The sequence below is a fragment of the Bacillus sp. FSL K6-6540 genome, assembly GCF_038007545.1.
Window position 1 is genome coordinate 6,004,928 of sequence record NZ_JBBOXH010000001.1, and the last position, 13,381, is coordinate 6,018,308.

The 13,381-nt window shown below is 50.6% G+C and carries 14 protein-coding genes; 3 read left to right on the forward strand and 11 right to left on the reverse strand.

All coding sequences use genetic code 11. The annotated features are described in order from the left end of the window. The first annotated feature begins 20 nt into the window (after nt 1-20). On the forward strand, nt 21-371 hold the full coding sequence (locus MHH82_RS26855) for a hypothetical protein (RefSeq protein ID WP_009594449.1): 351 nt from the start codon (nt 21-23) through the stop codon (nt 369-371). Nucleotides 372-451: 80 nt separating this feature from the next. Next, a complete protein-coding gene (cmpA, locus tag MHH82_RS26860; RefSeq protein WP_015737250.1) occupies nt 452-583 on the forward strand; it encodes a cortex morphogenetic protein CmpA in 132 nt (43 codons plus the stop codon). Between the two features lie 97 nt (nt 584-680). Here cmpA and MHH82_RS26865 read toward each other — a convergent pair whose 3' ends face one another. Next, complete coding sequence (locus tag MHH82_RS26865) at nt 681-1,151, reverse strand: DinB family protein (protein ID WP_340968680.1); 471 nt, start codon at nt 1,149-1,151, stop codon at nt 681-683. Between the two features lie 144 nt (nt 1,152-1,295). Between MHH82_RS26865 and MHH82_RS26870 the strand changes: the two genes are divergently transcribed. After that, entirely contained in the window at nt 1,296-1,856 is a 561-nt protein-coding gene (locus MHH82_RS26870) for a CGNR zinc finger domain-containing protein (protein WP_015737252.1), read from the forward strand. Nucleotides 1,857-2,060: 204 nt separating this feature from the next. On the opposite strand, the gene MHH82_RS26875 is transcribed toward MHH82_RS26870, so the two are convergent. The 10 genes from MHH82_RS26875 to MHH82_RS26920 all read right to left on the reverse strand — a co-directional run bounded on the left by MHH82_RS26875 (nt 2,061) and on the right by MHH82_RS26920 (nt 13,120). Continuing rightward, nucleotides 2,061-4,277, reverse strand: a complete 2,217-nt coding sequence (locus MHH82_RS26875) for a Tex family protein (protein WP_340968683.1) — start codon at nt 4,275-4,277, stop codon at nt 2,061-2,063. Between the two features lie 422 nt (nt 4,278-4,699). Then, nucleotides 4,700-5,050: a type II toxin-antitoxin system PemK/MazF family toxin gene (locus MHH82_RS26880; RefSeq protein ID WP_006212388.1), complete on the reverse strand. Its 351-nt coding sequence runs from the start codon at nt 5,048-5,050 to the stop codon at nt 4,700-4,702. A gap of 3 nt (nt 5,051-5,053) precedes the next feature. Beyond that, the gene (locus MHH82_RS26885; RefSeq protein WP_028406492.1) at nt 5,054-5,335 is read right to left on the reverse strand and encodes a CopG family ribbon-helix-helix protein; all 282 of its coding nucleotides are present in this window, start codon (nt 5,333-5,335) and stop codon (nt 5,054-5,056) included. Nucleotides 5,336-5,561: 226 nt separating this feature from the next. Next, on the reverse strand, nt 5,562-6,749 hold the full coding sequence (gene alr / locus MHH82_RS26890; RefSeq protein ID WP_192570689.1) for an alanine racemase: 1,188 nt from the start codon (nt 6,747-6,749) through the stop codon (nt 5,562-5,564). 272 nt (nt 6,750-7,021) lie between these two features. Next, nucleotides 7,022-8,134, reverse strand: coding sequence for an outer membrane lipoprotein-sorting protein (locus MHH82_RS26895; protein ID WP_119846579.1), 1,113 nt, complete (start codon nt 8,132-8,134; stop codon nt 7,022-7,024). Between the two features lie 262 nt (nt 8,135-8,396). Continuing rightward, on the reverse strand, nt 8,397-9,725 hold the full coding sequence (locus MHH82_RS26900; RefSeq protein WP_340968687.1) for an MFS transporter: 1,329 nt from the start codon (nt 9,723-9,725) through the stop codon (nt 8,397-8,399). A 61-nt stretch (nt 9,726-9,786) separates the two neighbouring features. Then, a complete protein-coding gene (locus MHH82_RS26905; RefSeq protein WP_015737258.1) occupies nt 9,787-10,287 on the reverse strand; it encodes a winged helix-turn-helix domain-containing protein in 501 nt (166 codons plus the stop codon). A gap of 169 nt (nt 10,288-10,456) precedes the next feature. After that, nucleotides 10,457-11,017 carry a GNAT family N-acetyltransferase gene (locus tag MHH82_RS26910; RefSeq protein ID WP_015737259.1) on the reverse strand — a complete coding sequence of 187 codons (561 nt, stop codon included), beginning with the start codon at nt 11,015-11,017 and terminating at the stop codon, nt 10,457-10,459. Between the two features lie 32 nt (nt 11,018-11,049). Next, nucleotides 11,050-12,378, reverse strand: a complete 1,329-nt coding sequence (locus tag MHH82_RS26915; RefSeq protein ID WP_340968689.1) for an alpha/beta hydrolase — start codon at nt 12,376-12,378, stop codon at nt 11,050-11,052. Nucleotides 12,379-12,550: 172 nt separating this feature from the next. Then, complete coding sequence (locus tag MHH82_RS26920) at nt 12,551-13,120, reverse strand: GbsR/MarR family transcriptional regulator (protein ID WP_015737261.1); 570 nt, start codon at nt 13,118-13,120, stop codon at nt 12,551-12,553. Nucleotides 13,121-13,381 lie beyond the last annotated feature (261 nt).

Genomic DNA, 13,381 nt, shown 5'->3' on the forward strand with positions numbered 1-13,381 from the left:
TGGAGGGAGAACCTGCAATCATGCCGAACATGCGCTACGTTATTTTAAAGGGTCAGGACGAGCTGTTCTTTGTCGAAATGCCCAGTGACTATGCTTACCAGCTCAGTGCCCTGAATTTACGCCTGAACAAGGAAATCGATAAACTCACCGCAGCAGGCAAACCTCAGCTGCCTCTTGCCGTAGCCGAATGCGACCATTTGGATTTGCTGCAGGAATCGCTGAGCATTCAGGGTGGTCTTGAATACATAAATGAGCTTGAGCAGGCCTTTGCTTCCCTGAACGAAAAGGAATATCCGCTCATCTCGCTGCTTACCGAAATTCGGGCCCTTCAAGCTCAGCTCGAGCAATGGTACGAGGAAGAAGCGCAATAATCGAGGTAGACCTGCACGCTTTGGGCATTTTCCCCATATGCTATCCATACAGATGGAAATAGCAAGAGGAGGAGATACCCTTGCCGCAATGGCTCTGCAATCAGTTGACACGCGCTTTCCGCAAGAAGGACAGACGTCAGATCAAGCTGCTGAACGAATGCTGGTACTTTTACCGAAATTCCCCGGGTGAAGAAAATTCGAATGCCCGCTAGGGCCTGCAATCGATCCATAAGGTTGACAATAAGCCGGACGCTCTGTCCGGCTTATTTTTGCATGGTAATAGGTGGACTGCATCCGTCGAATCCGCTCCTATAATTCGCTTCGTCTAGCTGGCCAGGAGCCCTGAAGCTTCCGAATAAAAACGATTTGCCCCGTATGATAGGCGTCATGCATGATTAAGCTGAGTATCCGCTGCGGCGATTCTTCGATCTCGTCTTCCGTCATCGCCTCGAACTTCTGTCTTAATGTTACATGAACCTCCTGAAGCTGCTTCCGGGCCGTATCCCAGGCTTCCTCACTGGTGTCATGGATCAGAAACGTCTCGTCGTTTCCTATCCCTTCATTATGAAGCGGTCTCCCTTCCAATCTGCCGAGCAAACGCTCCTTATAATACAGCAAATGCTGCACGTTCTCCCAAATGGAATTCGCCGCCTCCCCTTCCGGCTTCCACAATGCCTGCTCGAGCGTAACCTCCTTCAGCGCCGGTAGAATCGGAGGATACCAATCCTCCTGATCCATCGCATAATTCCAGTTTTGCAGCAGCAATTCCTTCATGTTCATGTCCATCGCCTCCGCTTTGAATGTAACTACCATAAATAAAATAGAGCATTACATAAAAACTAACACACTTCAGATCCCAATACAAGTAACTAGCAACATATATATTTACTTGTTACAATGATGAGACAAGAAAGGATGAGCTTCATGTTATGGGATGATTTTATAAACAGCGAATGGCATGACTGGAGAGGCAGCGGCCGATCCGTGGACCGGCTCGCCCGGGAGGATTGGCTCACTGAATTTATTAGCGAGCATGAGCTCCACGTCGCCGTTCCGCTGACTTCGGATGAACTGGAACTTCTCCGGCAGCTCCGATCCTTCCTGCGATTATGCGTTCAGCGCATCGTTGCAGGTACCCTACCTTCCCGCCAGCAAGTAGAGGAATTGAACCGCTGGATGGCGACAGGGCCGGTCATTCGGCAGCTCAAGATCGAAGAGGATCAAAAAGGGGTACTTTCTTATATACCGCAAAATCCAGGCCTGCAAGCAGCCGCTGCCGAGATCGCCGGCTCCTTTGCGCAAGCCATCGAGCAAGGCGAGCTATCCCGATTTCGCATCTGCACCAATCCGGATTGCCTCTGGGTGTATTACGACGATACGCGAAACCGCTCCAAACGTTATTGCGACGATAAAATGTGCGGCAATCTGATGAAGGTCAGACGCTTTCGGGCGAAGAAAAAGCAGCAGTCAGAGCCCGGGAAATAGGCGTGCGTTTAAGCTGGCGCAGTATATCGCAACATACATGCTTACGATAAAAACGTCCTGCTTCTAAAACTGAGTCATGACTAAACCTTCCTCCAGAATAAACTCTATTCGCAGTCGACCCAGCCAATGATGAGAAAAAGAACCCAAAAAAAGAGCCGTTTCTCCCAGAAGGAGAATACGGCTCTTTTTTAGCTCATTTTAGTTCTATCCTTGGTCTTTCGGCTTGCGCATCGTCAATCCGACGCGCCCCTTCTTCAAATCCACGTTCAGCACCCACACGGTAACATTATCCCCAACGGAGACGACATCCATCGGATGTTTAACAAATCCATCGCTCAGCTGGGAGATATGCACCAGGCCGTCGCTCTTGATGCCGATATCGACAAAGGCTCCGAAATCGATGACATTGCGTACCGTTCCCTGAAGCTCCATTCCCGGCACAAGATCCTCGATCTTCAGCACGTCCTGGCGGAAAATCGGCAGCGGCAGTTCCTCCCGCGGATCGCGTCCCGGACGCTGCAGGCTGTCCAGAATATCGCGAAGCGTCGGCACGCCCACCTCAAGCTTCACGGCCAGGCTCTCCGGTTGCTGGGCATCCAGCAGCTCAGCCAGCTCCTTGCTTCCCAGCTTGTCCAGGCCGACCTGAAGCTCCTGGAACAAACGGTCAACCACCGCATAGGATTCCGGGTGAATCGGAGTACGATCCAGGATGTTCTCGCCTTCCGAAATCCGCATGAAGCCCACGCACTGCTCATAGGTCTTGGCACCGAGACGCGGAACCTTCTGCAGCTGCTTCCGGCTGACAAACTTCCCGTTCTCTTCCCGGTATTTCACGATATTTTTCGCAATGGTTGCATTGATGCCGGCCACATAAGAGAGCAGCGATGGCGATGCCGTATTCACGTCCACCCCGACATGGTTCACCGCGGACTCCACGACGGCTTTCAAGCTTTCCTCCAGATGCTTCTGGGTTACGTCATGCTGATATTGCCCCACGCCGATCGACTTCGGATCGATCTTCACCAACTCGGCCAGCGGATCCTGCACGCGGCGTGCAATGGAGGCTGCGCTGCGCTCGGCCACATCCAGATCCGGGAATTCTTCCTGCGCCAGCTTCGAAGCCGAATACACGCTTGCCCCGGCTTCGTTAACGATGAGGTAAGCAAGCTCAGGGTCGGCGAGCTCCGCAATGACTTCTTCCGCTACGAACTGCTCCGTTTCGCGGGATGCCGTACCGTTCCCGATGACAATGAGCTTGATTCCGTATTTCGCAATCAGCTCCTTGAACTTCGCGGCAGCCTCCCGCTTCTTGTTGGCCGGCGGCGTCGGATACGTGACGGCTACCTCCAGCAGCTTGCCCGTGTCATCGACTACGGCAAGCTTACATCCGGTACGATAAGCCGGATCGACGCCCAGCACGCGGCGCCCCTTCACCGGCGGCTGCAGCAGCAAGCTGCGCAGATTCCCCGCAAAGATGGAGATCGCCTGGTTCTCCCCTTTTTCCGTCAACTCCCCGCGCACCTCGCGCTCTATCGATGGGGCTATGAGGCGCTTGTAGGAGTCCTCGATCACCGCCGTCAGAATGTCCGTCACGGCCGAGGGCCCTTTAAGCACCTGCTTTCCGATATACCCGTGTATGGATTCGGAAGGAACCTCCAGCCCCACCTTTAATATGTTCTCGCGTTCGCCCCGGTTAATGGCCAGTATCCGATGCGGCGGCATTTTCTTCGCCAATTCCCGGTAATTGTAATAGTTCTCGTACACGGATTCCGCTTCGGTATCCTTTGCCTCCGACGTCAAAATGCCATGATCCAGGCTGAACCGGCGTACCCAGGAACGAACGGCTGCATCATCGGCAATGTTCTCCGCCAATATATCCATCGCGCCTTGGAGGGCCTCTTCCGCCGAAGCCACGCCTTTCTCCTCATCGATATATTTCGCAGCCTCCACCATCGCATCGGCCTGCTTCGGCTGCGACCAGATCCACTCCGACAGCGGTTCGAGTCCTCTTTCCTTGGCGACACTCGCCCGCGTCTTGCGTTTTTGCTTATACGGACGGTAGAGATCCTCCACCTCCTGCAGCTTCACGGCCGCCGTAATCGATGCTTTCAGCTCTTCCGTCAGCTTGCCTTGCTCTTCTATGATGCGGATGACTTCCCGCTTACGGACCTCCAAATTGCGCAAATAGCCTGTCCGCTCCTCGATATCACGCAATTGGTTCTCATCCAGTTCGCCTGTCATTTCTTTACGGTAACGCGCAATAAACGGTATGGTATTGCCCTCATCCAGAAGTTCAACGGTCGTGCGCACCTGTTTCTCGGACAATTGAAGCTCCTTCGCGATCTGCTTCACGATCCGTTTCGATTCTTCCTTGCGAATCTGTTCTTCATTTACTTCCACAACAGCTTCTAATTCAGACAATGATATCCCTCTTTCTTCAATGAAACTATATTTGCTATTATCCCAAACTTAAGCGCTCATTTCCACTACATCGCTCACTTCGCAAGGCTTTAAGCTGCATTTAATGTCCAATTCATCTGATTTTAAGTTTCGGCTTATATTCTGTTACTACGAACATGCTGCTGCCGGATATCCACACTCCATTACGATCGGGAGGTCACCTTCGATGAATGACAAACATGCGATTGCCTGGTCCGTTGTCTGCCTACTGTTCATTGCAGCAGCGGTCACGACGGCATACGTGCTCATACCTACAAACGCGTAATCGATCGCCCTAAGGGATAAACGCGCCTCGCCGCCACATAAAAACCCTCAAGGAGTTATTCCTTGAGGGTTTTTTGGCCGTAACCGTTCTATGTGGAACATGCAACGCTTGGATTGAATCAAAAATCAATCAAGCCCAGACTTATTTGCAGGGAATCATCCACCTTGCTCATCATTTCATCATCAAGATGGGTGATTTTGTCGGTTAGCCGCTGCTTATCAATCGTCCGGATCTGCTCTAGCAAAATGACGGAATCCCGGTCAAATCCATGCGACGCCGCGTCGATTTCGACGTGAGTCGGCAGCTTGGCTTTTTGAATCTGTGCCGTAATGGCTGCAACAATCACAGTCGGACTAAACCGGTTGCCGATATCGTTCTGAATGACAAGGACCGGTCTCACGCCGCCTTGCTCAGAACCGACAACAGGTGATAAATCCGCAAAAAATACGTCGCCCCGTTTAACGATCACTGTCTACACCCCGCTTACTAAGCGGTCTAGAGTGTTGTCTGCATCTTCCTCCGCGTGAAACGCCTCAGAAGCCATGGTCAGGTTAATTTTGGCCATTTCCATATAACCCCGCTGCATGGATTCACGAATGTAACGTTTCTTCCGTTCATTCAGGTACAACTTCATGGCCTGCCTAATAAGCTCACTGCGGTTGGAATTTTCCAGCTGAGCGATCCCGTCCACTTCCTGCAAAAGATGATCCGGTAAACTGATCATGATTCGTTTGGTGTTCTGCATATTGGCCACCTTCTATTACACCCCCACAACCTTCTCGCCCTGTGCACCAGTATTACATTATTCAAGGAAAATTATACAAAAGAATATATATGCCGAAGGTATATCAAGTATGCTGCATATCATTATAAACTACAATCGACACTTTCGTACAGACTTAAACGACATATTCCTAATTCGGGAAGATCTGTACGTATTCCTTCTTTCCTGAATAAATAACTTATGGCGACATGCTTTTTTAAAGGTTGTTCCAGAGCGCGTTTACGGTCTTTACCGGTATATCATCGCGTATATAAAGACGCGGTACCCGGTGGGCAATCATGCAGACGACCTCATAGTGGATCGTCCCCAGCTTGGCTGCCAGCTCATCTGCCGTAATGCATTCGCCAGATTGCTGGCCGATGAGTACAACCTCTTCACCAGCTTTGATTTGTTCCGCCTCCTCGGCGAAAGATTTGAGCGATACCATACATTGGTCCATACAGATATTTCCGACTACAGGGACGCGGCGGCCGCGTATCAGCACTTCCGCTTTACCGCTCAGCATACGAGAGAAGCCATCGGCATAACCGATGGGAAGGGTTCCAATTCGTTCTTCCTGCTCCGTTACATACTTCGTCCCATAGCTGATGCCGGAATGCGGAGGTAAATTTTTGACGTAGACAAGCTTTGTCTTTAGCGTCATGACAGGGCGGAGGCTCACTGTCTTTCGATTCACCTCGTCCGAAGGATATAGTCCGTACAAGCCGATGCCGACACGAACCATATTATAGGATAGCTCAGGTGTATCGATCGCAGCAGCGCTGTTGCCCGTATGTATGATCGGGATATGGTAACCCTTATCCCGAAGAGCGTCCGCAACGCCCTGGAAACGGCGATACTGTCCCAACGTATAGTCTTTGTTCTCTTCATCCGCTCTTGCAAAATGGGTAAACATTCCTTCGACCACAACCTGCGGCAGCGATAACGCTTCTTCTATAAAAGAAATCGCATCTTCGCCGGGAAGCAGGCCCAAACGACCCATTCCGCTGTCAATCTTGATGTGTACCTTAAGCGGCTTCTCCGGCTTGACCGGCAGTGCCTTTATCGCTTGGAGCACTTCCGAACTGAACAGGGTTATGGTTACATCATACTCGTAAGCGATCTCTACAGCTTCCGGTGGGGTATAACCGAGCACCAGGATCGGGCCAGAGATGCCACCTTGCCGAAGCTCAAGCGCTTCATCAAGGAAAGCCACGCTTAAGTATGCCGCACCCAGTTGCTGAAGTTCGCGTGCCACTTCTACGGCTCCGTGACCATAAGCGTTCGCCTTCACACAAGCAAGCAATTTCATGTGATCCGGCAGCGCCTCACGAAAAGCGTTATAGTTGGCGCGCAGATGGTCCAGGTTGATTTCCGCCAGGGTAGGTCGATATATCGCTTGCAATTCCAGTCACCTTCTTACCATTTTGAAAAAAGCATTATGCTTTACAATAGATTAATGGTAATGTTCCCGGGAGCAACTGTCAATTGAGACAAACTGCTTATTTATGGAGCTCGTGGTTCCATCCGGACGGCGAAACTTGGTGAAACGTCGGAATATCTGCAAAATATCGATGAAGTCCCCTGCCCTAATTCCTTTATTTGGAGAAAATAGGCGAATGGCCTCATTGTCGGAAGATTGCCCTCCTTCAATGCTTGGTATCCGCCTACTTCGTATTATTTACCCGATTCTCCCTGCATGGAAGCAGCGACTTTCTTCATTTCTTCGACTGGCAGATTAGCGCTCGTGATCCGGTATTCCACGCCTTCCGAACTCCAAGTCAGCGTTCTTTGCTGATCGCCGGTGAGCAGGCCGACCGTCGTGAAATCAATATACACCGCTTCGCCCGGAACGAGTGAAACCGCACGATCCGACGGTCTGGATTCCATGATCGTGTATTGGTATACGCCGTCGTACTTCAGAATAACCGCATGGTCCTTGCTCTCCGGAACTTCCATGGTGTCCTTGTTCGTAACCCCTGCAGGCACATATTCCGGATAGATGATGCCGAAGGATCCCATGTCGCCGCCGGCAGCCGTTTCCGTCAAGCCCTCGGTTCCCTGAGCGCCGTTCCCCTCCGTTGTGGAAGCCACCGGTACCCCGTTCTCGTCCACTTCCGCAAGCGTCCCCTTCGCATCGTTCATGGCACTCAGATTCTTGTTGGTATCAAACGAATCCTTGGTTAGGTTCGTATCGAATGTAAAGGTATTGAACTTCACTTCAACGACGACATTGGCTTCCGAATCCGATACTTGTACCTGTTTCGGCGTGTAGTTGTCCTTGGCAAGCCAGATCTTCTGACGAATCAAGGAATGACTGTGGTAGTTGGCGGCTACATCAAACACGTAGCTGTCCTTGTCCTCGGCAAACTGGCGCGTATTGTCGCTCAGAATGCTGCTAAGCAGCGTTTGGTACAGATATACCTGCCCCTGATTATCCGGCCAGTCGCTCTTGAAGCGGAAGCTCTTATTTAAGCTTGGCGTCAGTACGAACACGCCGTCATCGTTGCGAAGCACGATTTGCGTAATATCCTTTTGCCCGTTGGTTAAGCTGATCCGATAGTAAGATGGAGATTGGTACCATACCTCAACCTGATACTCCTGCGGCGCCGAACCGGTATGTATGGTCATAACGCCCGCTCCCTGGTAAGCGCCCTTGGCACTTTCCAGCTTATCAGCCACCTTGCCCAGATCCTTCACAACGCTGTCTGCATTTTTCTTCCCGCATCCCGCCAGTATTGTTGTTAAGCATAATACTACCGCGAGCAGCACCCATGAAATCCGGCGCATGTCATCATCCCCTTCAACACTTGTTTTGACTTGATTGATACATGTCTATGAGGGACTTGGTCACATTATGCAGACTAGCCTGACAAGCATGATTACTGCGGACTGCGGCGCGGGCTTAAGACGGTCAATGCGTAAAAAACGAGCCAGGATGAATCCATTCGATCGCCGATTCATCCGGGGCTCGTTATTGAAATTGCAGCATGGGTTTCCCTTTCCGAGACTTATTCTTCAACAAGCATCAGCCTCATCCAAGTCAGCCATCTTAATGGGCAGCATGCAACGAGACGGACTTCTCAGGCGTTGCATTCGTGTAAGGCGCGAACCATTCCTCATCCACTTGGTCAGGTGCCGGAAGGCTGCGGGTGGTCGAGTCAAAGACCCAGAAGATTCCTACGCAGAACACGGCGATTCCGCATCCCGCGATAACGGAGGAGCTTGCCGCAACCACGCCAAGGGCACCTCCAATCAGGCTGCCAAGCGGCATGGCAATTCCGCTGAGTCCGCTTGCTGCCGCGAACACCGTGCCCAATCTTTTCTCGGGTATCGCCTTCTGAATGACCGAATTGATGATGACGTTCGTAATGCCTCCCGGAAACCATGCCAGGCCGTACACCAGAACAACAAGCCAGGTCCAAGGGGTGAACACGCTGAGGCACCAGGCAGCACCCGATAAACAAAACGCTCCGGCAAAAAGATAACCAAGCGGCAGGCGCTCCAGCTTCAAATACGGAGCCAGGATCGCTCCCAGCAAACTTCCGCAAGCCTGGGCCATGAGCAAGATCCCGTATACGCCAGCTCCGCCGAGGCTGTCGGCGAACGCAGGCATAACCGTGAAGGTAGCGCCGCCTGCGGCATTGATGACGATAATCCCCATCTGTACCCGTGCGAGCGGGGTTGCCAGGATGTAGCGGAGACCTTCTTTCATGTCGGTCCAATAATCGCCGAGAGCCTTTTGCATCGTTTTTGAAGTAACGGACGCTTTCGCCGTTGTTTTATTCTCGTTGTTATCAGAAGTCTTGATGGACTTCTTGATTTTCAATTGCGCAAACAACAAAGCTCCGACGAAAAATCCAATGGAATTCCATAAGTAAAGGGATACTGCGCCCAGCACGACAATCAATACGCCGGATATGGCATTGCAAGCGACATCGATGCCTTGGTAGGCCAGGGAGAACAGCGAGTTGCCTTGCGTCAGCTGCTTCTTTTCGAGAATTTTAGGAAGGGCCGACATTTGGGCCGGATATACCCACATATTCAACGTCGATAGAATCGGTGTAATCGCCAGTACAAGGCCGACCGTCAGAAAGTCGAAATAAAATGCAAGCGGAACGATCAACAGAAGAAGCGCTTGAATGAACTGGGTGTACACCAGAAGCCCCCGTATGGGAACGCGGTCGATCATCGGGCCGGATAACAATTGAATGATCCGGGGGAGAATCGAGAGGAGGCCGGCAAGCCCTGTATACAGCGTCGAACCTCCCAGATCGTATACCAGCCACATGGCGGCTACAGCATACAGGCTGTCACCGATATTCGTAAGGATTCGGCCAATGAACAACAGCAGAAAATTGCGATTCTTTAAAATGTCCACAGAGAAACACTCCCTTATTTTAAATTTTATCGTTTAGGAGAAGAGGCTGTGAGGCCCCTTCCTATTTGGACGTTTCCGTCGAAACTACATTGATCCCAACGGCATACTCCTTGCTGTCTTCCCCTTTGGTCGCGATGGTCTTATTCACCCATTTTTCGAGCAGTTCCTTGAATTCCTTTGTCATCTCTTCATATTGGTCGGCGTTCAGCTGCAGCCTCAAGCTAATTCGGGTTCGGGTCGCCGCGTCGTAATCTTCGGCAAGAACCGGGTCCATCGTTTGCGTTCCCTTGGTGTTAAACCACTTCGCTTTGGATTTATAATATTTCTCAACGATGCCGCCGACCGTTCGGGTCTCCACCAAATCTATCAGTCCGCCGTCATATAACTTCTGGATATGATAGTGGATGCTTCCCGGCGAATCTCCCAATTCATCCGCGACTTGCTTGGAGGTTTTGGCCGTATCCAGCATGGTTCCGAGAATTTTCACGCGCTGGGCGCTGCCAAGCAGCTTCGCTTGTTCCACCGATATTTCGATGCTTTGATTTTGATCATGATCCATCATGCAGCTCTCCATTCTAATTGAATTATTCATTCTAAACTTGTTATTCATACGATTATTTTCGTTTGATCTAATTTAGTTTATCAATCTAATTTTCTAGATCGGTATGTCACAATAATAAACCACCTATTACCATTTGTAAATAGGCGGTTTATTAATTGTTTATTTTTTTCTACACGGGCTTGACCATATGATGATAAACATGCCCGTTAATCATGATGTCCTTATCCGTTTTATATCCTTTTCGGTCGTACAAGGAATGGGCACGATGATTGTCCGTCACCACGGCGAGGGCAATTTTATGGTACTTAAGCTCCTTCGCCCGGTTCTCCGCATGAAGTATGAGCGCCGAACCGATTCCCTTGCCTCCAAATTGCGGGGAAACGGATAACGTATCAATATAGTACTCATCCTCATCCGCTTCTTGATCCAGCGTTACGGTAGGGTCGCTCTTCAGCTTCCGCAGCCGATCCAAGATGGGACGGTCCAATTCGGCCGCTTGATCGCCGCCGTAAGCAACGATGATGCCGGCCACCTCGCCGTCGATCTCCTCCACGGCAGACTGACGGTAACTGAGCCTGCCCTCGTCCGCCCGAAAATATTGCTCCAGCACTTCAAGCGCTTTCTCTTCGCTGTCTTCCCCCGTTAACCGATGAGCTACATCGTGCAGTGCGTCATACAGCAGCCTGGCTGCCGCACCCGCATCCTGTGGTCTTGCTGATCTGATGGTCATGCTGATTCAACCTCCAATTGCCAATCCATCTTTTAAACATCCCAGTCCTCAACCTCGTAAAACAGCTCCAAGTCGGACGTTGCCGTAAATGAACGCCGTTTCACTTTGGGATCTCCGATCTTCTCATGCAATCCAAACCCTCGCGATACCTTGAACGTAAAAGACAAACCATGCGGTACCATCGCGCTTCCCCTGTAAACGCCCTCTCCGCTGTACGGAATCTCAAATCCGGCATAGATCATGGGAGAAACGGGCGTTGCAGGCGGTACCTTCACCTCAATCGCGACTTTCACGAATTCCGGAAGTTCTTCAACGATCGTAATCTCTTTATCCGCGCTTAAGCTTCCCATTTGAAGCGTAATCCGGGTGCTGCCGGGAGCTCGAGGCTTTAGCGTTCCGTCCGGCAGTATCGTGAGCAATTCCGGAGTCTCAACATGATATGTTCCATTCATCAACGTTTGAACAAATCCGCTGTCGTATGTAATGACCGGATTCAGTTGCTTGACGGGGCCGTTTACCCCTGCGACGCCGTCGCCATCCAGCTTGATCGAGACCGGTTCACCAATGTTTCCGAAAAAATACAGCAGCGGTGCGTGCGCTCTGCCTGCCCAGTCGCTTTGGCTGTGAGCTGCTCCCGGATCCAGGAACAGCATGAGATCATCCCCCGGCACAAAACCGTCCTGAACCAAGCGTTCCGCTTCCTCCCGGGCGTATTTTTCCATGAAAACACCTTCAGCACCGCCCATATCCAGCCAAATCCGAAGATTCGGGTGCGTACCGTATCTTTCATAAAAGGGATGTTCCTTCAGTTCGCCCCGTTCATCGAATTGGGCTCTGACAAAATAAGGCGACATGACCGCAATGCTGCCGAACACATCCGGCCTCCGGAAACCGATGTTGTAGGTGACGATCCCGCCCGCGGACGAACCCATCATAGCCGTATGCTCCGGGCCCCTCAACGTTCGAAAATTCTGGTTGATATAAGGCATCACTTCTTCAATGATAAAGGTTTCGTACCGTTCGCCGGCAAACGGCGGATCGAACACCTGATGCATCCGTGGGTTGTCATGGAAATACTCGTTCAGCCTTTGATGGGGAACCGTGGCGATGCCGACGATGATAATTTCCTCCATCCGCCCCTCGGAAACCAGCCGATCCGCGGTGACGTGCATATCCCATGAGCCGCCTCGCTCATCCGCTGAAAATACGTGCTGCCCGTCATGCATATAGAGTACGGCATAATGCTTCTCCGTATTCTCGTGATAACTGGGTGGAAGATATACATACAAACTCCGGGTATTGCTTAAGCTAACCGATGGAAAATCTGCGATCTCTACCATTCTTGAGGACATACTGACCATTCTAACCCCTCCTGATTATTTTTGCACCACATGTGCGGTTAACATGCGGTTTATTCGCTTAAGGCAGCGCCATATAACAAAAAAAGGCACAACCCGATAAAATCAGGTTGTACCTCTTAGGTAAGCATTGCCTTACTTCACATTATACTGGGGAATTTCCCCATATTCAAGATCAGGATTTGCCCTCAGGCGGCTCTTTCGGCACATAGTTGAAGATTTCGCCATCCACGAAAGTATCGATCAATCGCTCCAGCCATTTATAATAAGCAACAGCCTCACGCATCTTCGCCTGATCCTCTTGCAGCACCGCTACCAGCTCTTCGTCATCCTCATGGGCTTTGCGGAGCTTCTCCGTTTCGTCAAGCGCTTTGCGCAGGACCAGAATGTTGCTCTCCACCGATTTACGCCATTTAATATCGAAAAAATCAAAGAAGGTCTGATACCAATCGTATTCCACTTCATATAAATCCTTGCGGGAGCCCTTCTCCCACACCTTGTTGACCATTTTATAATCGAGCAGCGTCCGCACGCCTGTACTCATGCTCGTTTTGCTCATCTTCATTTCCTGTCCCATTTCATCCAGGTTCATCGGTTTATCCGCAAAATAAAGTAATCCGTATAAATGTCCCGTTGAGTGTGGAATGCCGTACAAGTCCATATTCCGTCCAATATTTTCAATGACACGCTTACGAATCTTCTGCACGGCTGCCTGCCGTTCATCATCTAAATGGTACAAGCCCATGCTTGCAGCCTCCTCTATACTGTAGCCATCCAAGAAGTCATGTCAACATAACAAAACTAGGTGGACTCGAAGTGTAGTGTGAACGATCTCAATGAAATCTAAACAAGCCGAATCCACACACATTCTCTGATCTATTGTAGGGAAAGCTATTTTAAAAGTAAAGAAGATCGCTTTGGAGGATATCGGAGCATATGAGAGCATTTCAAAGGATAACTTTGTACAGTTTTTACTGTACGTACTTTATGTACGGATATAACGTTT